We start from the raw sequence: 23483 nt of genomic DNA, 5'->3' as shown, positions 1-23483 counted from the left end.
CGGAAAGGTTGGGCGATCCCGCTCCGGCAGCGACCCGAGGGCGGCCGCAGGCCGCCCGGTAGGTGACGAAGGGGCCTTATGGGGATCGACAGCAACGCGACAAACAGACAGACAGGCATTTTTGCGCCACACGCGCTATCTGCCACGGCGGCTGTCCGGTGAGCGGTGGCTCAATGAGCAGACAAACGGACTGCTCCGGCAATATTTCCCCCGCATCCGAAACGTCAGGACCTTGGGAGCAAGAGATGGCGCGGGCGGTGGCCTTCATAACCCACCGCCCGCGCAAAAAGTCCGGTTACAGGACAACTGTGGAAAAATAAGGGAAGACGGGGTATTCTTTGTGCCAACTTTCGTTTGACAATCTGCCATCAATGGCGGAACTCCCCTTTTCCGTGCGCCGCGAGTCTGGCTACCGGTCGATGGCGAAGGGGATAAGCTCCACCTCCCCGTCCTGCGCCGTCTCCGGCAGATAGTCGCCGAGAAATACGCCACGGGGGATGCCCTCCACCTTGCAGTAGCAGGCCTCGTTTTCCCCTATGGCATTGCGGGCCGCACAGGCGGAGAAGGGGATGTCGTTCATGGTCCCCTGTATGCCCGATACGGGATGGTCAAGCCGGCTTTTTTGCGGAACCGCGCCGCGCGGCCCCACCCCAAAGGCGCTTATCTCCGCTTCCAGAGCGCCGATGGTGAAGCCTTCCTGCCGCCCATCGGCGGGGGCGATCTCCAGCCACAAGCCGATCAGGGGACTGAGAACAGCCCGCACAGGAAAGGGCGTGGCGAGCGTCGCGCCCGGCCGGAACCGGGCGGCCATGAGCTGGGCCGCAAAGGGGGCATGTGCCGGGCAAACTTTCGCATGGCGCATGAGCGGCGGCAGCGCGGGCATTGGGCCCTGACCGTGGAGGACAAAGGCCATGCCGGGCTGGGTCTCCCGCAGCAGCGAAAGCGCAAGCAGGCTCGTCATGCTCAGCACATCCGGGCCGAAGGCCTCCGGCTCGCCGACCATCACCCAGGCCTGTACGGCGGGGTCATCAAGAATTTCAGAAAGCTGCATCCAGTCCTGTGTCCGGCCGACAAGTTCCTCCCAGCGCAGGACGGCGGTAGCGAACCCCGCCTGTCGCAGTTGGCTTTCCTCCTCCCGGGCGGAGGCTTTTCCCAGAACGCAGAGCAAGGCTTTGGTCAGGGGCATGATCAGAACTCCTTTGTTGTCAGATGAGCGCGCAGGGTGGCGAAACACCTGGCGGCAAAATTTCGGGAAAGAAAGGCATCTTCCAGCTCCTGGGCCGGAGGACGCCGTGATGGGGAAAAGTCAAGGCCGCGCAGCAGCAGTTTGCCTTCCTGCGTGCCGCCGATGGACAGGCGCGGCCGGGGCATGCCGCTGTTTCTGGCTTCCAGCGCCGAGCGGCGGGCAAAGGGGTGGACGCCGTCGAGCAGTTCAACGACGGTGCAGCAGGCGGAAAAGACGTCGTCGGCAAAGGATGGCGGGCCGCCTTCGAGGCGTTCCGGCGACGCGTGCAGCAGGCTGTAGGTCGTCAGGCCGAGATGGGAGCGCAGGCTCTGGCTGATGGGGGAGGCAGCGCGTCCCGGCTGGGGGAGGACTTCCGCCGTGTTGAAATCGAGCAGGACAAGGCGGTCGTCCCGTTCCAGCATGAGGTTGGCTGGCTTCACGTCGCCATGCGCTATGCCCAGACCATGCAGCAGGGCCAGCGAGCGGAACAGCTGCCGCGCAAGGGGGATGGCCGCCGTCCCCAGTCCCGCCTGATGCCGACCCAGCAGGTCGTACAGCGTTCGGCCCGACAGGAGCTCCATGCTGAGGCACAGCCGGCCTTTTTCCTCGTGCAGGTCATGGACGCGCACCACGCCGGGATGCGACACATGGCGGACAACGAAAAATTCCCGGGCCAGAAGGCGGCGCGCCACGGGCGAATGGGCAAATTCCGCACGCAGGCATTTTACGGCGACCTGCGGAAAGCCGTCGTCGTATTCCAGCCTGAGCAGATCTCTGGCGGCATGGACTTCGCACAGCCCCCCGACGCCGAGCCGGCGTTCCGGCAGGAAGCGCAGGGAGGCGTGTTCCCCGCCGGCGCGCACCGTGCGGACGCCGTCTCCGGCCTGTGCCGATTCCTGATCGCGCCGTGGGGGGGAGGTTTTTTTTCTGGTGCGCATGCCGTTTCCTCTCGAGCAACCTCTGTTTGAGACGCACTGCGTTTCAAACCATACGGCCTGCCGTTTCGCGGAAAAAACGCGGTTTTTCCGCTCGCTTTGGGCCGGGCGGCGCTGTGCCGCCACCGCGCATGTCATCTTTTGCAAAGGCAACATGCGCTATGACCAGACAAGGGTGATCAGGGTCACGTCATCCGGCTGGGAGCAGGAGGACAGGCTGTCCCGGATGCGCTCGGCGCAGGCGCGGGCAGTGCCCTGGCGCAGCAGCGCGGCGAGCGTCGTTTCGTCCAGGATGCCGGTCAGCCCGTCGGAGCACAGCAGAAGGCGGTCACCGGGACAAAGGGTGAAGCGCACTTCATCTATCCTGGCGGCGGATGCCCCGATGGCCTGGGTGATGATGTTTCCCCGCACCATGCGATAGGCCTCCGGGACGGTGAGTTCCCCCTTGTCGATCTTTTCCTGACGCAGCGTATGATCGCGTGTGCACTGGTACAAAACGTCGCGGCGCAGCAGATAGCAGCGGCTGTCGCCCGACCAGAGGCAGGCGGCCTGTTCCCCGTGCGCGAGCAGGGCGACGATGGTGCTGGCCGCCGTGCCGGGCCACAAGGCATGCGAGGCAAGGAGCGTATTGGCTTCCTCCAGACAGGCGCGGGCATTGCGGACGTGACTGTCCAGCGAGGCGGCTTCGGGGATGTGCATGAGTTTTTCCACAAGCAGACGACTGGCATTGCCGCCGTAGGCGCTGCTTCCCACGCCATCCGCCACGGCCCAGCAACGGCGTTCCGGCCAGTTGAGGAAGGCGTCTTCATTTTCCGTTCCGCGTTCTCCCGGCCGCGACCATCCCCAGGAGTTGAGCTGGGGGGCGGCGCAGGGAGCCGGCCGGGATGGGGGAAAGCTGTTCATCGGGATATCCTCCGCATGGCGGGAACCTTTGGGATGGGCGCTCCGTCCTTCCCGGACGGCCGGGCAGGGAGCGGGGCCTTTTTCTGGGAAGAGACAGGATGCGCCTGCCGGTCTGACGGTCGGGGCGACGGGCCCGGCGCAGTCGTATTGCCCTGCGATATATGGCCGCCCGCCAGCATGATGGAGGCCGCCGCAACGAATTTGGGGACAAAGCACAGGGTCTCCTGTGGCACGATGTCGCGACCGGCAACGGACAATTCCCCCAGACTGCGTGCCCCGCACTGGCGCAGAAAGCCGGTCATGGCCCCTTCGCCGCAGTTGTAGGCGGCAAGCGCCAGCGGCCAGTCCCGAAAATGCCCATTGAGCCAGCGCAGGTAGCGGGCCGCGGCTTCCGTGGAGCGGCGGGGGTCGAAGCGCTCGTCGCATGACGCATCGACCGTCAGTCCGAAACGTCGGGCCGTGGCCGGCATGAGCTGCCATAGTCCGGCGGCCCCGGCCGGAGAGACCGCCTGAGGTTCAAAGGCGCTTTCCACGAGCGGCAGGGCGGCCAGCTCCGGCGGCAGGGACTGTTCCTTCAGGATGGCGGCGATCATGGGCAGCAGACGGGCCGCCCGGGCCAGCACCCTGCCGGTCACCGTCTTCTGGCTGACGGTGAGGCGGTAGACATATTCCCGCATGAGTCCCTGTTCCGAGGGCGGCAGCCACGCGGCGGCGGAAAAGCACGCCGCCGGGGGCGCGCAGGCAGAGACGTCGTCATAGGCGGCAAGCCGGATTTGCTCCTCGCGGGTAAGCGGCATCCAGAGCGTGGCCACATCGGCCATGCGTTGCGGCGGCCGGATGGTCTGACCGCCGAAGGGAGGAAGATACTCCCGGCGGAGCGTGACGGCGCGCGAAGCCGGTATGCCGCGTCCTTCCGGCGTCATGCCGGCCGTGCAGCCCGTGAGGACGGCAAGCCACAAAAGCCCGCAGAACATGCACAGCGGAACGGGGGACCTGTGCGGAGGGAGGCAGGGCCGCGGCAAACGGACGCGGAACGGGACGAACATCAGTCATTCCTTGCGGCGCGTTTCGCGCAAAGACCGTCCGGGGCTTCGCGCCGTTCCCGCCGGGCGCGTGCGGGAAGGCTTCCGCAAGAGGGGCGGAAGACTCCCCGCGGCGCGCGGAGCCGCCGGCGGGCGGTCCATCCCCGCCCCGCCATATGGCGGCGTTCCCGTTGCGGGATATGCGGACGGGATGGGCCGGACATCACTGCAACGAGGCCGGCAGGGTGAAGGAACACACGGCCGGATCAAAGGGGTTGAGGCGGTTTCGGAACTGGATCAGGAACTGGGCCCAGCTGCCGTTTTGCCGTATTTCGATGAGACAGGTGTTGTTTTCCTGCTTCTTGATGACGCCTGTCTGCAGGATGCGGAAGATCGCCCAGCTGCCGCGGGCATCGCCGCGCTTGGCAATGCCGTTGAGGTCCGTCATCTCCAGCCATGCGCGGCTGTGGTCGCCGGGCCATGAGAAGTTTTTCCCCTGCACCATGCCGTGCCAGTAGCTTACGGTCTCGTTATCCACGGCGAACGTCACCCGCTTCAGGGCGGCATCGAGCGCGTAGGGCTCCAGCGTGAACGAGATGCCCAGATCCCGGCCGGAGGAGAAGAAGGCGCTTTGTACGCGGTTGGCACGGGTAAGCTGGGTCAGCGCCTGGGGAGAAAGCGGCAGCGTCCTGCCCATGATGCTGCGAAGCGTGCCGTTGCCATTGACGAAGGGACGCAGATAGGCGTCGTAGAAGCTGTCCAGCGTGCCGCCGGAGCGGAAGAAGGCGCTGAAGGCCTCAAGGCTGACGTCCCTGCCGCTTTTGCTGTCAAAGGGATAGTATGGGCTGAGATCGCGCTCATGGACCTGGACGACGCGCTGCGTATAAGCCTGGTTGATATGCTCCGCGGCAAGGTAGAGCATGCGCCGCAAAGCGCCGGAGGAGACGCTTTCGTACCAGCCCCGCACGGGCGAAGGCAGCTTTCCTGCCGCATGTTCCAGTTCCCGCAGGGTCTCATCCTTGCCGTCCGCAATCTCCAGCAGCGCGGCAAAGATGCGCTGGGCGGGGTCATCGCTGCCGTGCAGCTTCGTCAGGTACGCTCCCGTGTCCGTCATGGCGTCGTGTGCGGCCTTGAGCGCCGGGGCGGCGTTGCCGTCGGCATCTATGAGGCTGACAAGCGGGAGGAAATACTGGCGCACGGCGCGAGCGTCCTTTTGGGCCTCGTCCCGCGCCCTGGCGCGGGCGGCGGCCAGCTTGTCGGCGGCGCTCCCGGTCACGGCTTTGCCGGCCTGTGCGCCGAGGACGCTCCCGGCCTTGCGGGAAGCCTTTTTCCGGGCCTGCGCTTCCAGGGCGTCGGCCACGGGTTCCGCTTCGGTCTCGGCAAGGATGAGGTCGGTATTGTCGCGCACCTCCCGCAGCACCAGCGTCACCGGGGATATGCCCGAGGTCAGCCGTTCCGCCGTGCTGGCGGCGGCGGACAGCGTCCGTGGGGAGGGCACGTCGAGTTTGCGCACGGCTTCCGTCCAGTAGCGCGTATAGTCGCGAAAATACATGGCCCGGACGTCCTTGTAGATGCGGTCCATGTCCAGCGAGCTGAGCGTGAGCGGGCTGGAGCCGAAGATCCAGCTGTCGTCGGTCAGGCTGCGGATGATGGCGGGGCAGCGCTCCACGCAATACTCCTCATAGCCCTTCCGGGTATAAAGATAGGGGATGGGATGGGTGTCGCCGTCAAAGGGCGACATGTTCTCTCCCAGACTGGCCCGGAAGGTGAAGGGCGGCTTGCCGCTTTCCTGCGCTTCTTCCTGAAGCTGCTGATAGGCCAGCTCGGCCAGCGGGATCTTCAGCAGGGCCTGGCGCGCCTTTTCCAGCAGGGCCTCATCAGGGGCGACAGGGCGGATGCCGTGGCGCATGGCGTAATCCATATGCCGGGCAAGCTCGCGCTGCGTCGTCGCATCTCCCATGAACTGGGCGGACCACTGGCGGCCGAGCCATTCGGACATGAAATCCCGCCTGAGGCGTTTGGGCTCGCAGAGCATGAGATAGGCGCGCAGGGCCGGTTTCAGCTCCCCGACGCTGGTCAGCGACTGTTCGATCTTCTGCGCGGCCGTGCGGCGCACCTGCGGGAGCAGGCGGTCATTGAGCTCGTCCAGATAGGCCGTCCGCGCGGCCTGCTCCACGGTATCCCCCTGGTAGAGGCCGAGGCCGTAGGCAATGTCGGAGTCTTCTTCCGGGGAAAAGACATGCAGGGTCTTTTCCAGCGTGTCCAGTTCCGGCAGCACGGCCTTGGCGTCCGACGGCAGCGGGAGGGCGTCGCGCTGCTTTTCAAAGGCCGCATGGATGCCGGCGACGGACTCCACGCCCATGTAGTTGTTCATGAAGCTGATGCCCAGAAAGGTCGCCAGAAAAAGGAAGAGGCCGGCGGCGGCCAGTTGCAGCCCGTGGCGGCGCAAACGCAGGGCCCAGGGATGTTCCTTGTCCGCTCCGGCCAGACGCGCCTCCGGGATCACGCAGTCCTGGAGGAGGCGGTGGATGAAAAAGCCCTTGGCGTAATCGCCCTGAGAGGGCTGAAAGCCGGTCTGGAAAGCCAGTTCGCCGCCGCGTGCGGCGGATTTGAGGACATCTTGCGAGGACAGGGCGCTGGTGAAGAAAAAGCCCCTAAACATGACAGGCCGGTGATAGCGCGAGGGCCCGAAGGCCTCGGCGATGAAATCCTCGATGGTGGGGCCAAGCGCGGCCAGTTCCTGCGGGAAGCGGAATATCTCGCCCCGCGCCGCGAGGTCGCGTTCCTGATGGATTTTGGCGACGATCTGCGCGTTGAGGGTCTGGAGCATCTCTCCCGTTTCCTCGCGCAGCCTGCTCATGTCCATGTCGATCCCGTCGCCCGTGGGACAGCCGAAAATCTGTTCGCGCTCCGCGCGCGGCAACTGGGCGAAGAATTGGGCAAAGCCGGGGATGACGTCGCATTTCGTGAAGACCAGAAAGACGGGGACGTGGGTTTTCAGCGTCTGGAGGGCCTCGCTCAGTCTTTCCCGGATGGTGCGGGCAAGGTGCTCGCGTCGGGGCGCGTCGTCATCCCGCATGTCGCGCATGCTGACGCATACGATGATGCCGTTGGCCGGACGGGCGGGACGGGACTGGAACAGACGTTTCAGAAGCAGACGCCAGAGCGCGTGCGGCCCGCTTTCCCGCTGCGCGTCCGTATAGGGCCCGGGCGTGTCGATGAACACGGCCTGATTGGCGAACATCGTTTCGCAGCGCGTCGTCGCCTTGAGCTGGTAGAGATGGCGGTCCGCCTGTTCATTCAGCGGGAATTGCAGCCCGGAATTGAGCAGGAACGAGGTCTTGCCGCAATTTTCCGGCCCAATGACCAGAAACCAGGGCAGGGAATAGCGGGACCGCTTGCCGCCATAGAAATTGGAGCGCGTGACGATGCGGAGGGCCTGCCGGATTTTGTCCCTGAGGTAGTCGCGTTCCTCGCGCACCGTGAGGCGCTGCCGCCTCACCTGTTCGGCGGCGGCCGCCTTGTCGGGATCGGCAAGCTCCCGCTTCCTGCGGCGGGAGGTGGACAGGGCGACGAACAAGCCCCAGAGGAAAACCAGCAGCAGGGTCGCCACCAGCCGGGAGACGAGGCTCTCCAGGATCTTGTGGTCCGCTATGGCCACATAGGGCCCGCAAAACCAGACGCACAGGACAAGGCTGAGCGTCACCGCAAGGGCAAGCACCCAGGGAACGCTCAACGCGTTGGCGACAGCCCGGAAAAAGGCTCTCATGGCAATACCTCCCGGGGGGAGCCGGAAAGGGCGGACATGCTGTCAAGCAGGGGCAGCGTCTGCCTTTCCAGAATGAGGGAAAAACCGGCAAAGGTGACGCCGATGGCAAAGAGGAAAACGGCAAGCACCAGCCATACCGGGATATAGGCATGGATATGATGCCGCCCCGCGGGCTGCTCCACCCCCGGGGACAAGTCTTGCGGCGGTTCGCCGCGCAGGAGGCGGATCTGTTTGTAGACCTTGTCGCGCAGGGCTTCGAGGGCGATGGGGCCGCGTTCGCGGACGCCGAATTTCCCTTCAAAGCCGAGGCTCAGGAGAAGATACATGAGCTCGAGGATATACAGATTGCGCGCGGGCTGCTGCATGCAGCGATCCAGGATCTGGAAGAACTTCTCGCCGCCCCAGGTTTCATTGTGGAAGGTGGAAAGCAGGCCATGCCGGCTCCATTCGCCATTTTCCCCGGGCAGCGACGTGGAGACGGCCTCGTCCACAGCGGTGCACAGCACATAGCGGGAAGCGATGATCTGGGCCTGTTCTATATCGGAAGAAGCCAGAGCGCGCCCTTCAAAGGCGCGGATCTCCGCTTCCAGTCCCGCGCGGAGGTGTTCGATATCCTCGTGGCCTTCCGGGAAGGACGACTCCCCGGGGGCATAGGACGACGGCTGGCGCGTTGCGCGGATGCGCACGATGGCCAGCAGCAGCTCCGAGGCGGCGCTGACCAGCGGATTGAGACCGGCCACGCCGGGGATGACGGAGGTCTGTTGCGCCACATAGGGGATGGCGCTGTGCGTCTCTTTCATGGCCGGCGTCGTTACCCTTCGGAAGGAAGGGGGCAGCTCCGGTGCGGGCTCCCCCTTGTTCAGGAAGACGGTCTGATCGATGTCCGCCTGTTTCATGGTTTACTCCTTGATGGCCCAGAACTGCAGCTGGAGTCCCGGGAAGGTCCCCGAAACATAAAAGGCGAAGCCGCCGGAGAGCTCCATTTGCGCCAGCTCTTCCGACGTGAACTCCAGATGGAAATAGCTTTTGCCGGCATGGAAGGGGATCTGGCGCGGCGCAACGGCGAGGGCGGCGATGCGGATGCCCGGGAGCTGCCGGTTGACGAGGTCGCGGATGTTTTCCACCGTGCCGATCTTCAGCTGGCGCGGCAGCGAGGTCCGCAAGGCCTCCTGATCCATGTCGGCGGCGGCCACAAGGATGAAGCTGGCGGCGGTAAGGAGGTTGCGGTCGTGGATGGGGGAAACGGTGATGCCGTACTTGCGCTGCTGCATGGGCAGTTCGACCGCATGCTGCTCAAGCACCATGCTGAGCGCAAAGCGCGCCAGCTCCATGAGATCGGTGAAACACTGGTGCTGCGCCCGGTGATTGTACCTGGGCAGGTCGCCCGGACGTTTGCCCGCCTCGGCATAGGAGGCGAGCTCGCCCACCAGGGAAAGGAGCTGGACGTAACAGTCCTCCGGGGTGACGTTGGGGGTGGTGTCCAGATGTTTGAAGACCGGTTCGGCCCTGTTCAGGCACTGGAGAAGCATGAAATCGGCGATCTCGGCCGTGCCCGTGCTGCCGGCGCTGCTGATGCGGCGGGCGAGCTGATCGGCCCGATGGCTGATGAGGCCGATGATCTCGCGCAGATAGCCGGACAGCAGCGGCGATGCCCCGATGTGCATGAAGGTCGGGGTAAAATCCTTGTCCGCCAGGATGGATTTGTCCGGGCGGCATTCCACGATATGCAGGATCGGCAGGATGACGTAGCCGCTCTGGCTGACGTCGTCCGCGAACATCAGCTTCAGGTCGGGTCTGGCGCACTGTATGGCGCGTTCGCGCGTGTCCGCCGCGATGTTGGAACGCACGGTCACCGCATGCGCGACATAGCGGGTCGAAAGGCCCGTATTCTTTTCCTCCCGGATCTCCGACGATCCCTCCAGGGCGATGGGGAGCGCCAGCACGACCTGGCGATTCATGACCCCGGGTTCGACGTCGAGCGACAGGCCCTCCTGACCATGCCCTATCTCGAACAGGCTCCCGTCAGGCAGGATGCCCTGAGCCTTGCTGAGAACCACCTTGCCCAGATTGAGGTACTGCTCGTCGATGACGAATTCGGTGAAGCCCCAGCCGTAGCGGGGCAGCAAAAGGTTCCGCTGCGCCAGCTGGGATTCGGTATACCTGTCCTGCTGCTGGAAATGCACGGGACAAAGCTGGAGACCTTCCGTCCAGACGACACGTTCAGTCAACATGGCGCGTCCTCACTTATCGCTTATTTGCCGGGATCTGGGCAGGGGAGTGCCGGGAGCGGACGGGGCCTCCTGTTCGGGCGACGGCTGCGCCTCCTGCCCGGGTTCGGTGGGGGCGGGCTTGGCTTCCGGCCGTTCTTCGCCGCCGGTTTTCCCGGGGCGTTCGGCCTTCCCCGTGCGTTCCTGATAGCTGCGAACGCGCTCCTCCGACGACCAGTCGGCGTCCGCCTCGATGACCAGCAGGGACGTGTCGTTGAGCTCGATGCGGATCAGATTGTCCTCCTCGGGCACGACGGGGAGCGTCGCCCGCCACCTGGCGCGCTCCATCTGCCGGAAACCGGCCAGTATGCCGACATGGCGCGTTTCCGGCATGGGCGAATAGGCGATGGTGCGGGCCTCGCCCGGGACGAAGGTCAGCTCGTCCGCGGCCACCAGATCGGCCCCCAGCACCTTCATGGGTTCCATGAAAAGCGTCTGGAAATCTCCCTGCCGGAACGCCAGATCATTACGCATCTCGTATATCTTGACGATGACGGGAGAGGGCCGGCTGGAGCTGTCGGGATTCACGTTGGGCAGGCTGGCGACCTCAAGACCGATGCGGGGAGAGGAGCAGCCGTTCAGCAGCATCAGCGCCGGCAGTACCAGCAGCATGAAGAGGGGGCGGAAGTTCATTCAAGGTCTCCTTGGCGGTTCAGGCAGGCCGGATTGAGCGTTCTGACCTGCATCTCATAGGCTCGGGCAAAATCATCCAGAAAAAAGGAGGCGAAACCGTTGTCATCGTCCCGCAGGCTCGCGTGGAGTCTGGCAAAGGCGCTCCACAAACGCCGCATGCGGGCGAAACGCACCGTGCCCGTCGCATCCAGGCGGGAAGCGACGGCCTCGGGGCTGATGCGCGTCAGTATGGCCTGCGCCACGGCGCGCGCCCCGGCGATCAGGCCCAGATTATGGCTGTGCAGGTCGTCAAAGCCGTTCAGCATGGCCTGGGCCGGCGGCAGGAAGCCGTCCTGTGGCGGGGCCAGCAGATAATTGAGGGCGACCTTGCCGGTGGGCGAAAATTTCAGGGGATTGTTGCTGGCCAGCGTCATGGTGGTCACGGGCAGCCGCAGTTCGTTCTTGCTGTCGGCTCTGTTGCGCAGAGCCTGGAGCATGCCCTCCACCGCGGCGGCCGTCAGTTCCGCCGTTCGCAGCATGACGCGCTCCCGTTCCTCGCGGGAAGCGGGCGGGGCGGCAAATCCCAGGGCCCGGAAGAAGGCCTCCACTTCAGGAGACGGCGCCTCGGGATCATCCGCGAGCGGGGGTGGCGGGACGTCCTCCGGGACAGACGGAACAGGCGGGGCGGCGGGAGCGGCGGAGCGCGCATCCGGCCGGGGCGACGGCGCAGGAGCGGGGAGGGGCGCCGCGTCGTCATCCTCCTCGTTCCAGTCCTCCGGGACGAGCGTCACTTGGGGCATGGCGCCGAGCGAGGCCTCCGTATGATCTGCCTGATGCAGCTTTTTTTCAGGCGTCGCGCCCAGAAGGTCATTATAGAGCCCGAGCCGTTCCCGGGCATTGAGTTCGTCCTGTTGCTCCATGGCGATCAGGGGGTCCTCCGCCAGGAGCTCGCCGGCGGGGATGATCTCCCCGCTCTGGAGACTCTGCCCGGAAAGACAGGAGCCCGGCTCGTGCAGGACTCTGGCCTGTATGCTGTATTCGCCTATGACATAGGTGTTCCCGTGTTCGATGCGGTATTTCTGCCCCTTGGCGAGCCGATCTCTGCCCAGGGCGTTGTAGATGCCGTTGGTGCTCAGATCCTCAATGAAGAACGCGGCATGCTCGAAACTGACAAGGGCATGCCGGCGCGAGATCTGCTTCGTCTTGTCAAGGAGCACCCATTCGCATTCCTTGTCACGCCCGATGTATCCTCCGACTTCGCGGAAGACATGCTGCACATTGCTCTGGTGAAGAGAAAATTTTTGTCTGCTGATGATTTCCAGCATGAGCTCCATGAATATCCTCCTTTATGTCCACATTGCCGCAAGGCCTTCATCAAGGGTGAAGGGAGGACAAACGGCGGCGAATGGTGCGCGGGTGAACATCAAGGGCCCTGGAACATGCCTGAATATCTCCATCGTAAAGTTTCATGGTCTGCTGGATGAACCACCGTTCCTGCATCTCCCGGAAATGCGACAGGGAGAGGGGATGCAGCGCACGTCCTGTCCGGGAGACGAGATCGTCGGCACCCAGTTCGACGCAATCAGCAGGAGTGGCGTTGATCGCCTGCTCGATCATGGCTTCCAGTTCGCGGATATTGCCGGGATAGCCATAGCCGAGCAGCAGAAGACAGGCTTCCGGCGACAGGCGCAGCGTGGGCCGGCCGGCTTTGGCGCAGCCGCGTTCGAGGAACAGTGAGGCGAGTTCGAGGATATCCTCCCGGCGTTCCCGCAGGGGAGGGACGTGTATCGTGAGGACGGCCAGGCGGTGATAGAGATCGCGGCGAAATGCGTTCGCGTTCATGGCTTCTTCCAGATCGCGGTTCGTGGCGGCGATGATGCGCATATTGACGGGGTGGAACGTCGCGCCCCCCACCGGCCGTACCTTGTGGTCCTGCAGGACCTGAAGCAACGCGACCTGGAGAGAGGGCGGCATTTCGCCGATCTCGTCCAGAAAGACCGTCCCGCCGTCGGCGCTTCGCAAAAGCCCCTTGTGATAGGCGACGGCTCCGCTGAACGCGCCCTTGACATGGCCGAAGAGCTCGCTCTCCAGAAGGCTTGCCGTCAGCGCGCCGCAGTTGATGGCGAGAAAGGGGCCGTTGCGGCGGTTGCCGGCGTCATGCACCATGCGGGCCAGCAGGCTTTTGCCCGTGCCCGTCTCGCCCGTGATGAGCAGGGGAGCGGAGGATGCGCCCACGCGGGCTACGGCCTCGCACAGGCTGCGCGCCGCGGGGCCGCTCCCGGCAAGCATCTGGTCGTGTCTGGCGCTCTTGTCCGCCTTCAGTTGTCTGATCTCTCTTTCCAGGCTTTGCAGGGCATAGCCGCTTTGCTTGCGGCCGCGCGCCAGTTCGAGCAGCGCGCCGGCGTACAGGCACAGATACTGACAGGCCGTCCGGCATGTGCGCGACGGGCTGCGGTACAGAACCAGCACGCACCCCATGCCGCCGGAACCCAGCTCGGGAACAGGGTAGACGCCACAGGAGCGGATGTCCGGGGAGGCGGAGACGTTCCGTACAGATTCGGGCAGCTCGTCCGTCAGCGCGAAGGAGGCGGGCATGCCGGTATGCAGGCAGTAGCAGAGCGGATCGTCCCAGTTCTCGGCGGAGAGGCGGGGGGGGTCCTCGCCAATGGCGCTTTCGGGGAACTGGCCGGCAAGGAACAGCGTTTCGCCCGCGTAGTCCCGCAGATAGACGCCCGCCGCCAGCGCGCCCTCCAGCTCGCGGACGCTTTCCGCCAGCACGCGGGAAATGGCGACGTGATCCCCGGCCTGTTCCCGCAGGCGCTGACACAGGGAGAGCAGAAGCGGAGGCTTCATTCCCGTCCCTCATTTCCCGTCATGGAGCAGACGAAACCTCCCCGCTCCTGGTCCAGGTCAACACATATCCGCGCATGTCCGGGACGCCCCCTGCCGGCAAGCAGCGCCGAGGCGACCCTGGGCAGCAGGGAGGCGTTGATGATGTGATCGATATTGCGCGCGCCGGCCTCCGTCACCGTGCAGCTTGCCGCAATGGAGGCGGTGACGTCGCCGCTCCAGCGCAGGGGGATACGGTGCTGGGCGAAAAGGCGGTCGGCGATGCGGGAGATCTTCATATCCACAAGTTCCCGCATGATGTCCGGCCGCAGCGACACATACGGCACTATGGTCATGCGACCGAGCAGGGCGGGCCGAAAGAACTGCGTCAGGGCAGGGCGCAGGGCCTCCGCCAGCGTGGCGGGGTCCGGGGGCGTCTCCCCTTCGCACAGGGCCGCCACGATGTCGCTGCCCAGGTTCGAGGTCAGAAAGATCATCGTATTGCGAAAATCCGTTTCCCTGCCTTCTCCATCGACGAGGACGCCCTTGTCGAACATCTGATAAAAAAGATTGAGGACATCGGGATGGGCCTTCTCCACCTCGTCGAACAGCACGACGGAATAGGGCTGACGGCGTACGGCTTCCGTGAGTCTGCCGCCTTCGCCGTAGCCCACATAGCCCGGGGGCGAGCCGATAAGGCGGGAGATGGTGTGCTTTTCCTGAAATTCCGACATATTGATGCTGATCAGCATGTCTTCGCCGCCATAAAGCTCATCGGCGATCGCCAGGGCGGTCTCCGTCTTGCCGACCCCGGAGGGGCCCACAAGCAGGAAAATGGCGGTGGGCGCATGGGGATTGTTCAGGCCGGTGCGGGCGGTAAGGACGGCCTTTTCCAGCATCTCCAGGGTGTGATCCTGCCCGCGGATACGGCGCATGAGGTGGCTTTTGAGATGGGAGAGCCGGCTGGCCGCATCTTCCGTCAGCTTGCCCAGCGGGATGCCCGTCCATTCGGCCACGATCTCGGCCACCAGCTGGGGCGTCACCTCATAAAAGACCAGAGGGGACTCGCCCTGCTCGTCCCGCAGGCGGGCGGCAAGCTCGTCCGGGGAGACCGCTTCAGCCGGGGCGGCGGGCGTCTCTCCGGCCTGTTCCTTCGGCCTGTCCGGCTCGGCGGTCTCCGACGTCTCAGCGGCCTCAAACACGGCCTTTCTCCGCGCCAGGATGGCCGTTACCAGCTCTTTTTCCCGCTTCCAGCGGGAAGATAGGGACTCGATGCGCTCCGTCAGCCGGGCGGCCTGTCCTCTCAGGCGGGCATGGCGGGCGGCGCTCTCCTCAGTATCGCCGGATATGACGCCGTGGCTCTGGTCGCGCTCCAGGGCCCGCAATTCGCGCTGGATGACCGCCAGCTCTTCTTCCAGCGCGCTCAGGAGGGCCGGCTTCGCTCCCAGGCTGACCTTGACGCGGGCGCAGGCGGTATCCAGCAGGTCGACCGCCTTGTCCGGCTGCTGGCGGCCGCTGATGTAGCGGGTGGAGAGTTCCGCTATGCCGCGTACGGCGTCATCGCGGATATAGACGTGATGGGCCTGCTCGTAATGGGGGACCAGGCCGCGCAGGATGGCAAGCGTCTCCTCCTGTGTGGGCTGATCAAGACGAACGAGCTGGAAGCGCCGGGCCAGCGCCGCATCCTTTTCAAAATATTTTTTGTATTCACTCCAGGTGGTGGCGGCGATGGTCCGCATTTCGCCTCTGGCCAGCGCGGGCTTGAGCAGATTGGCGCCATCGGCACCGCCCGCGGCATTGCCCGAGCCGACGAGGGTATGCGCTTCATCGATGAAAAGGATGGTGGGCGTTTCGGACGACCTGATCTCGTCAATGACGCCCTTGAGGCGTTTTTCAAATTCGCCCTTGACGGAAGCTCCGGCCTGCAATCGTCCCATGTCCAGCCCGACAAGGCGCGTCCCCGCCAGGGCATCAGGCATGTCGCCCTGAACGATCTTCAGCGCCAGTCCCTCGACCACGGCGGTCTTGCCCACGCCCGGATCGCCCACGAGGATGGGATTGTTCTTGCGGCGGCGGGTAAGGATGTCGACCATCTGCCGGATCTGCGGGCCGCGGGCGAAGACGGGGTCGATGTGCCGCCGGCGCGCTTCTTCCGTGAAGTCCGTCGCGTATTTTTGCAAGAAGCTCTCGCCGCGCGGTGCGGAAGCCCCGGCCGGCCGGCCGGAGGAGGCCTCGCCCAGGCCCGCCATGAGGCGCTTCAGCGCATCGGCGGGGATGTTGCTCAGTTCGCGGAAACAGGGCAGCATGCCGTAACGCGCCGGATTGACCAGCAGCGCCAGCACAAGGGTAAAAACGTCGATCTGTTCGCGGCCCAGTTCAAGACTGGCTATGAGGTAGGCCTCCTGGATGAACCCGATCAGCAGGGGCGCGAAAACCGGCGCTGACCGGCCCTGCGGCTTTTCCGGCGGACGTCTGCCGCCGGCCAGGGAGCGACGGTCGAGGGACAGGTCGAACTGGGCGGCCAGATCGCGCATCTCGCGCGTGTCGAGCAGTTTCTCCAGATAGTCTTCCAGACCGATTTCGTGCCCGCCCCGGCTGACGCACAGGGCGGCGGCATCCTCCAGCGCATCGCGACAGGTGGCGTCGAGAGCTGTGATCAACGCGGAAAGATTCATGTTTACCATAGGTTCTCCTGATAGCCCGGTTCCAGAATCACGATGCCGTCGCCGCCGTCTCCCAGCCAGGAGGACCAGCCGAGCCGCGTTTCCGAGGCATCGCCGATGGTGAGAGGACGGATCTCCTCTGGACGCAGGCGCAACTCGACGTCAAATTGCAGGCGGGAGCGCAGGACCATCTTCACCAGCATGGCGAGCTCGGCGAAAATGGCCTGATCCGGCAGAAAGGCATTGAATCGCTGCCACGAGAGGTCGGCAATGAGGATGCGGAACTTGCCCGTCTGATCGGCAACATATTCGCCCAGCAGGCAGTCCCCTTCCAGACGGCAATTGGCTGTGCCGAGGCGGCAGAGCTGATCTTCGGGGATGCGCACGGTGCGGCGTATGCATTGGACCACATGCACCGCCTCGTGGGAAAAATAGTGGCGCAGGGTGCTTTCCAGCGAGCCGGCCGCATCGCTCTTGAAGGCGATAAGCCCCATATAGGCCAGCAGACGCGACCAGTTGAGCCCTTCCTTCCCGCGCAGCTGCTCGTAGCCCATGCCGATGAAGCCGAGGAAGCGTCGCGAGAGCGCATCCGTCGCGCCGTCCTGATATTGCAGGTAATAGCGGTACTTGCACCATGCGCCATACAGGATGTCGATGAACTCATGGTTGAAGATGTCGAAAAAATCCCGCAGCGCATCGGCATCATCCTGGTGCTGGGCCACATGTTCGGAAAAATGGACGGGCAGCGGAGACGCCGCGCCATGCAGCCCCATGAGGTTGAGCGTCAGTATGGCCCGTGTGTCCTCGCCCTGCCCGCTGAAAGTCAGGCTTTCCATGTCTCCCGGCGGAAAGGAGAGATTGGGATTGACGCGAAAGCGCAGGGCCTTTTCCGGCGCGCCGACCCCCTGGCCGGCCAGATAGCGGCGCACCATGCGCACGGCCTGGGCAAAGGCGAAGCTGCCGGGAGATTCCTCAAGCCTGCTGTAGACGGCGGTTTTTCCCTTTCGCTGACGGGCGGGGATGGCCGCCGGCGCCATCACAGCGTCTGCTTGCCCAGTCGTGGCGGCCATATGTACCTTTCTCCGCTTTTTTCCTCGCGCACGATGAGCTGGTGGAAGCTGTTCACCGTGGCGTAGAGAGCCAGAAATTCATTGAGCGCGGAGGCGAACAGGAACATTTCCCCCTCACAGGAAAAACTGCGCAGCATAAGCGAAAGTTCCGTCATGGCGCCGCGCAGGGGGAGCCCTTCATGGATGCGGTCCGTCTCCTGCATGCGGATGCCGGTCATGCCGTCCAGTATCCTTTCCAGCACGCGCGCCCTGCGGCTGTCATGCAGGGCGCGGAAATCGTAGGTGGCCACGATGCCGCGCAGCGCGTTGATGTTGGTCAGCGGAAGATAGTTGAGCGCCATGTTGGAGAGGAGACGCCAGAGGGCGTCGCCTTCCAGCGGCGGCGCGAAAGGCGGGGTGACGGGGATGATGTTCGTGAAGGGTATGGCCGCATCGCCGCTGTCCGACGGGCGGCAGATGTCGCCCACGCCCAGCCGCAGGGGCAGCATGCGGTTCGTGCAGACAAGCTCCATGGACAGGGTGGCGCTTTGCGGCAATTCGCCATCGTCATCGGCAACGAGGGAAATATAGGTTTCCACGCTTTCGTCCGTGGCCGAGGGCTGGACGCGCAGCCGGTAATAGGCGGACTTGCCGCCGCCCCGCTTGTGCTCGAAGGACTCGAACGGCTGATACTCCCTGTGGCGCTTGCCCGCCGTGTCCCAGCTTTCCACATGCGTGACGCTGTGAACCGCATAATGATAGGGGAACCTCGGGTCGGGCACGATGCGGTATTCCGTCTGCCTGTGATCCCAGGTGAGCGGCGAGGCGGAGCGGGCAAAGAGATTGATGACGGGCGTGCAGAACAGGCGCACGTTTTCCCGGGAGTAGGATTCAAAATTCGGCGGCAGCTCTTCCAGCACGCAGTGCAGGACAAATTCCCGGCAGCTCCCGGCCCGGCTCAGGTTGTCTCCCGTAAAGCTCTCGCCGAAGTCGATGTCGAGAAAATGGAATTTTTCGGGAAAACAGAAATATTCCTGCAGGATGCGATAGCCGGGAAAGGAATTGGGCGGATAGGGATAGAGCACCTCGTCATGCGCGAAGCCCACAGGGCGCACGTTGGGCTCCCATTCCGCAAGGCGCGTGTCCTTTCCCGTCTCGTCCACGGCATGGACGCGCAGGCAGCGCAGCCGGCGCACAAGCATGTAGTAGAGGGTATGCACGATGCTCGTCTCGCCGGTCAGGAAAAGGCGCAGCCGGCGCGGCGCGATCTGGTCCAGCGTGGCGCTCTCGCTGCGAAAGCGCAAGGCCATGACCGACTCGCCGTCCCGTGTGGTGAAGGAAAGTTCGGCAAGCTCAAGGGGCATGACTTCCGTGTCATAGGCCGTGCGAAACGTGCATGGCGTGCCCTCCACGGCTTCCGACAGCACAGCGGCCCCCCGGGGGATGAAGGAGCTTCGGGAGAGCCCTTCCGACGGCTGGAACTGGATGACGCTGCAGGCGGGCAGCTGCCGCAGATAGTTGGGCCAGAGCAGATTGAACAGGGTATAGGTGATCTCCGGCAGTTCGTCGTCCAGCTTTTCGCGCAGGCGGCCGGTAAGAAAGGCGACCCCCTCAAGGATGCGCTCCACGTCCGGGTCCCTGCCGGGCGTATTGAAAAAAGGCGCAAGAGCGGGGTTGCTCGCGGCAAATTCCCGCCCCAGGGTCCGCAGGGCGATCAGCTCCCTTTCATAATAGTGGTTGATGCTCATGTCCTGCTCCGGCATTTGCCCTCGTCCACGGATACCGTCCATGTCCAGGGTTCAAGGCGGCCGTCATGCCGTATCTTTTCCGCCTGGATGGAAAAGAACAGCGTAAAGGGCGCGTCCTCCCGCATGGGCAGACTGACGACGCGGGGATTGCGGAGGCGCGGTTCATAATCGGCGACAAGCCGTTCGATGGCGGCGCTGAGCATGCTTTGCAGCTCGCAGCGTGACAGGGTGAGATCATTGATGTCGGGGAGTCCGTAAGAAGGCAGGGCCTGGACGGCCCCCTGACGCGCGCCGAGGACGCGGGACAGATTGCCGCGGATGGATTCGTCCTCGCTCATGTCCGCCCCGGCCTGTCCCAGGGTCAGCCGTTCAAACAGACTCCCCGCCATGCTATTCCTTCTCCAGCTTGCCCACGAGGGAAAGGGTGAAGTAGGCTCCCATATACTTGAAGTGCGGGCGCACGCTCAAGGAGACGCGATACCAGCCCGGGTCCCCTTCGACGTCCGAGACCACGATGCGCGCATCACGCAGGGGACGGCGGCTGCGGGTATCGGCGCTGGGATTCTCCTGGTCGGCGACGTATTGCCGGATCCAGGTGTTCAGCTCCCTTTCCAGATCCGAGCGTTCCTTCCACGAGCCGATGTTTTCGCGCTGCAGCACCTTGATGTAGTGGGCAAGGCGGGAAATGATGAACAGGTAAGGCAGCTGCGTGCCCAGACGGTAGTTGAGCTCGGCGTTCTTGCCTTCCTCGGAAATGCCGAAATACTTGGGCTTCTGGCAGGAGTTGGCGGAGAAGAAAGCCGCATTGTCCGAGCCCTTGCGCATGGTCAGCGCAATGAAGCCCTGTTCGGCCAGTTCGTATTCGCGACGGTCGGAAATGAGGACTTCGGTGGGAATCTTCATCTCGATGTCGCCGAGGCTCTCGTAGAGGTGGATGGGCAGGTCCTCCACCGCGCCGCCGGAGCGGGGGCCGATGATGTTGGCGCACCAGCGGTAACGGGCGAAGCTGTCGGTAAGGCGCGTGGCGAAGGCGAAGGCCGTGTTGCCCCAGAGGAAATTGGTGTGGTTGTCGTCCACGGTCTCCTTGTAGACAAAGGCCCGGACCGGGTTTTCCTCCGGGTCGTAGGGCTGGCGCAGGAGAAAGCGGGGCACGGTCAGGCCCACATAGCGGGAATCCTCCGACTCGCGGAAGGCGTTCCACTTCGTGTACGCGGGGCTGGTGAAGATATCCTGAAGATCCTTGAGCGCGGGCAGGCGCTGGAAGGAGCCGTCCCCCAGGCCGAAAAAGGAAGGTGCGGCCGCAGCTATGAAGGGGGCGTGCGCCATGGTGGCCACGCTGGCCACGCTCTGGAGCAGGCGCATGTCCATGGCGGTGGGGGTGAAATAGTAATTGCCGATGATGGCGCCTACCGGATGCCCGCCGAACTGGCCGTATTCCGCCGTGTATATCTGCTTGTACAGGCTGGACTGGGCGATCTCGGGCGAGTCGATAAAGTCGTCAAGAAGCTCGTCCTTGGTGATGTTGAGCATCTCGACGGTGATGTTTTCCCGGAAGTCCGTACGGTCCACCAGCAGCTTCAGGCCGCGCCAGGCGGATTCCATTTCCTGAAAGACCTTGTCGTGCAGCACTTCGTCCATCTGGGCGGACAGACGGCGGTCGATCTCCGCGATCATGTGGTCAACGGCCGCCTTGCGGACTTTCTCGCCGGCGTGGACAGGCTTCAGCATCTCCTCGATGAAGGCGCTGATGCCCAGCCGGGCGGCCTCGTATCCTTCGTCCTCGGGCGTCAGAGAGGTCTGGCTGATGATGGAATCAAGCAGCGAAGACCCTGTGGACTGGCTTGTTTGCTCCTGCAACTGGCTCATGCGTTCATGCTCCTTGGCGGCGTCCGTTATTTGTCGTTATCGCCGGAGGGGGCGTCCCCGGACGCATCCTCGCCCGGTTGAGCGGAACCCTTGCCGGACTCCCCGTCAGAAAGGGAAAGATTGAGTTCCTCCATGATCTGGCGGCGCTGGCGTTCATCATGCAAGGCGTCCTCCAGCGCGGCGCGAAAGGCGGGAGCATTGCCGAGGGGCCCCTTGAGCGAGATCAGCGCGTCCCGCAGCTTGAGCAGGCTGTTCATCTCGGGGATCTGACGGGCCACGCCCTCCGGCTCGAAGTCGCGCAGGCTCTGGAAAGAAAGGGTGACCGGCAAGTCGCCGGGATCCTCGCTGTCCGTCAGTCTGTTACGCACCGCAAGCCGTACTTCCAGATTCTGTTTTGCCATCACGTCGGCAAAATTGTTCTTGTTGACGCTTACGGGCTTTCTGTCGATAAGCGGCCTGCCGTCATGGCGCTGCAGAAAATCGCCCACGACCATGACCTTGAGCGGCAGTTCTATTTCTTCCTGCGCGCCACCGGTAGCGGGGCGGAAGGTCACGTTGATCCGCTCCTTGGGAGCGATGGACGAGTCTTTGGCCATTGATTCCTCCGTTTGTTCATTCAAACAATTTGATGGCGGCTTCAGCCCGCAGGGAATAGAGGCGGCGTCGCATGGCCTCTTGCCCCTTGCCTCCGCCGGACTGTACGAGCAGGGCCAGGATCTTCGCGCCCAGTTCCGGCTCCCAGTCCAGCAACCCCCACTCTTCCAGCCGGGCATACAGCTCCTGCAAAAGCTCCCGGCCCGCCCTGGGACGCCCCGCTCGCAGGCAGTAGCGCGCAAGCAGCAGGCCATGAAGGATCGCCTGCCGGCTTTTGCCGGAGACCCCGGGCCCGAGCGAGGCAAGACCACGCTCGAAATTCTGTTCTTCCGCGACAGCCACGGCCTGACTGAGCAGCCTGTCTTCCCGCAGCGCCTGTTCCGCATCGCCGGGCTGCGGGGAAACCTTCTTCTCTTCTTCGGTGGGTATCCTGTTGCGCAGGGTCTCCAGCCACTGGACCGTGGCGGGAGAGGCGAAGGGCGTTCCGTCATGGAACTTGTAGCCGAGCAGCTCGGGATACCGTTGCAGGAAGCATCGCAGTATCTGACAGACGATGTCCCGCGCATCATGTATCCCCAGCGCGTCAAGGCATTGCACCACGAGATGGTGGCCGTCGAACCAGAAAGGGGCCTTGCGCATGGTGCGCTCCAGCTGGGGGAGCACGCTTTCATACTGCTTGCTGCTCACGGCTGAACTGTAGGCCAGGGCCTTGTCCTGCGGCACAACCATCCGCAGCTGGGTGACTTTTTCGCCATTGGCGGGCGGCAGCTGGACGACCGTCGTCCACAGTGCCGTCCGGTGCAGAAGATAGACGCGCCAGTCCCGGATATCCTGACTGAGGTAATGCATGCCCAGTTGCTGGGTCTGCTCGATGGTGGCCCGCAAAAGCTGCGGCAAGATGGAATCAGGGACACGGCCGTCCCCGTCCAGATTGGCCACCATGCGGGCGTTCTCCGGCGGAAGGACGGGGGCCGGGGCCTGTGTGGGCACGGCAGGAGCGGCGGGCCTGGCGGGCGGCGTTTCCTTTTTGACCGGGATGGCACGCAGGATGTTACGAAATGAGGGGGCGGCTTCTCCCATGCGCGCATCCAGTTCCTCCTGCAGGGCCGACAGGGACTGCCGCAATGCCTCGTAGGCCTCCTGCCGCTCCACGGGAAAGCTCCCGGCGGGCATGAGGATTTCAAGCTTGCCCACCAGCCAGAGAAAGGGCGCGGCCCGGCGTGCGGGACGTGTGGCCGCCGGGTACAGCTCGCCCCAGCAGGTCGCGACGTACTGGGTGGTGATCTCGATAGCTGCCGAAAGGCCGGAAATGCCGCTCTGTTCATAGACGGCCCGACACCCATAGCAAAAGACCCAGAGGTCCTTGACCCTGGTCGACAGCAGGTTTGTCGCCATTTCAAGGACAAGTCCCCAGTCGGTCCGCATGTCCGGTTGCAGACCGTCGTTCTTGTTGACCTCGGCTTGCAGCGCCTCGAAAGCGGGGTCGAAGAGGATGTCCTCCCCACCACAGGCTGTGCCGTCAGGCAACGTTGTTTTCCACCCTTCAAACCAGCGCATAGATTTTCCTGTTACCGCGGATGCGGCAATGACCTTTCCGCTTTCGCCCGGCTCAACGTCGTTCAGGCTATCCTCGCGGATGTCACGTCGATGATGCGGCCTTGCCGGCGCGCCGTCACAAATATAGTTTTATTTATATCAAGATGCTTTTGTTTGCAAGAGGGAAGCGGCAGGAGAAGGGGAAAAAATAAACCATAGAATAAATATAATATGATACAAAAACATGCAGGACCGGGAGGCCTGCCTGTTTTTTTGCCCGCTCTTCACTGGGCAGTGTGAGGACAGCATCCGCGGGAAGCGGGATTTTTTGCGGACGAGGCGCGGGGAAGGGAGGCGATCTGCAACGGCATACCACCCGATATACTCAGGAAGCGTCGCCATGCGGCGGAAAGGCCGCTTTGCCGCTGATAGAGCAATTCCACATGGAAAATGGGGATTGCTCTG

The 23483-nt window shown here is 63.9% G+C and carries 17 protein-coding genes; all 17 read right to left on the bottom strand.

Features of this window, described 5'->3' with window-relative positions; translation table 11 throughout:
- Positions 1-409: 409 nt before the first annotated feature.
- Positions 410-1186: a hypothetical protein gene (locus tag Q0J54_RS04900; RefSeq protein WP_296304313.1), complete on the bottom strand. Its 777-nt coding sequence runs from the start codon at positions 1184-1186 to the stop codon at positions 410-412.
- 2 nt (positions 1187-1188) lie between these two features.
- Complete coding sequence (locus tag Q0J54_RS04895; protein WP_296304311.1) at positions 1189-2163, bottom strand: serine/threonine-protein kinase; 975 nt, start codon at positions 2161-2163, stop codon at positions 1189-1191.
- A 156-nt stretch (positions 2164-2319) separates the two neighbouring features.
- The gene (locus Q0J54_RS04890; protein WP_296304310.1) at positions 2320-3063 is read right to left on the bottom strand and encodes a PP2C family serine/threonine-protein phosphatase; all 744 of its coding nucleotides are present in this window, start codon (positions 3061-3063) and stop codon (positions 2320-2322) included.
- Positions 3060-3986, bottom strand: a complete 927-nt coding sequence (locus Q0J54_RS04885; protein WP_296304309.1) for a lytic transglycosylase domain-containing protein — start codon at positions 3984-3986, stop codon at positions 3060-3062. The genes Q0J54_RS04890 and Q0J54_RS04885 overlap by 4 nt, the downstream gene beginning before the upstream one ends.
- Positions 3987-4308: 322 nt before the next feature.
- A complete protein-coding gene (gene tssM, locus Q0J54_RS04880) occupies positions 4309-7854 on the bottom strand; it encodes a type VI secretion system membrane subunit TssM (protein ID WP_296304308.1) in 3546 nt (1181 codons plus the stop codon).
- Positions 7851-8750, bottom strand: a complete 900-nt coding sequence (icmH, locus tag Q0J54_RS04875) for a type IVB secretion system protein IcmH/DotU (RefSeq protein WP_296304307.1) — start codon at positions 8748-8750, stop codon at positions 7851-7853. The genes tssM and icmH overlap by 4 nt, the downstream gene beginning before the upstream one ends.
- 3 nt (positions 8751-8753) lie before the next feature.
- Positions 8754-10085, bottom strand: coding sequence for a type VI secretion system baseplate subunit TssK (tssK, locus tag Q0J54_RS04870; protein WP_296304306.1), 1332 nt, complete (start codon positions 10083-10085; stop codon positions 8754-8756).
- A 9-nt stretch (positions 10086-10094) separates the two neighbouring features.
- On the bottom strand, positions 10095-10754 hold the full coding sequence (tssJ, locus tag Q0J54_RS04865) for a type VI secretion system lipoprotein TssJ (protein ID WP_296304305.1): 660 nt from the start codon (positions 10752-10754) through the stop codon (positions 10095-10097).
- Positions 10751-12067 carry a type VI secretion system-associated FHA domain protein TagH gene (gene tagH / locus Q0J54_RS04860; RefSeq protein ID WP_296304304.1) on the bottom strand — a complete coding sequence of 439 codons (1317 nt, stop codon included), beginning with the start codon at positions 12065-12067 and terminating at the stop codon, positions 10751-10753. The genes tssJ and tagH overlap by 4 nt, the downstream gene beginning before the upstream one ends.
- A 40-nt stretch (positions 12068-12107) precedes the next feature.
- Positions 12108-13586, bottom strand: coding sequence for a sigma-54-dependent Fis family transcriptional regulator (locus Q0J54_RS04855; RefSeq protein ID WP_296304303.1), 1479 nt, complete (start codon positions 13584-13586; stop codon positions 12108-12110).
- Positions 13583-16246 (bottom strand): type VI secretion system ATPase TssH, encoded by a 2664-nt coding sequence (gene tssH / locus Q0J54_RS04850; RefSeq protein WP_296304302.1) that lies wholly within the window; start codon positions 16244-16246, stop codon positions 13583-13585. The genes Q0J54_RS04855 and tssH overlap by 4 nt, the downstream gene beginning before the upstream one ends.
- Positions 16240-17262, bottom strand: a complete 1023-nt coding sequence (tssG, locus tag Q0J54_RS04845; protein ID WP_296304337.1) for a type VI secretion system baseplate subunit TssG — start codon at positions 17260-17262, stop codon at positions 16240-16242. Before tssG ends, tssH begins: the two co-directional genes overlap by 7 nt.
- On the bottom strand, positions 17262-19022 hold the full coding sequence (tssF, locus tag Q0J54_RS04840; protein ID WP_296304301.1) for a type VI secretion system baseplate subunit TssF: 1761 nt from the start codon (positions 19020-19022) through the stop codon (positions 17262-17264). The genes tssG and tssF overlap by 1 nt, the downstream gene beginning before the upstream one ends.
- On the bottom strand, positions 19019-19411 hold the full coding sequence (gene tssE / locus Q0J54_RS04835) for a type VI secretion system baseplate subunit TssE (protein ID WP_296304300.1): 393 nt from the start codon (positions 19409-19411) through the stop codon (positions 19019-19021). Before tssE ends, tssF begins: the two co-directional genes overlap by 4 nt.
- Before the next feature lies 1 nt (position 19412).
- Positions 19413-20888, bottom strand: coding sequence for a type VI secretion system contractile sheath large subunit (gene tssC / locus Q0J54_RS04830; RefSeq protein ID WP_296304299.1), 1476 nt, complete (start codon positions 20886-20888; stop codon positions 19413-19415).
- A gap of 26 nt (positions 20889-20914) precedes the next feature.
- Positions 20915-21484 (bottom strand): type VI secretion system contractile sheath small subunit, encoded by a 570-nt coding sequence (gene tssB / locus Q0J54_RS04825; protein WP_296304298.1) that lies wholly within the window; start codon positions 21482-21484, stop codon positions 20915-20917.
- Positions 21485-21500: 16 nt separating this feature from the next.
- The gene (gene tssA / locus Q0J54_RS04820) at positions 21501-23039 is read right to left on the bottom strand and encodes a type VI secretion system protein TssA (RefSeq protein WP_296304297.1); all 1539 of its coding nucleotides are present in this window, start codon (positions 23037-23039) and stop codon (positions 21501-21503) included.
- Positions 23040-23483: the final 444 nt, after the last annotated feature.

This window comes from uncultured Desulfovibrio sp. (genome assembly GCF_944324935.1).
Lineage (GTDB): Bacteria > Desulfobacterota > Desulfovibrionia > Desulfovibrionales > Desulfovibrionaceae > Desulfovibrio.
This window is presented reverse-complemented; position numbering and strand designations above follow the sequence as displayed.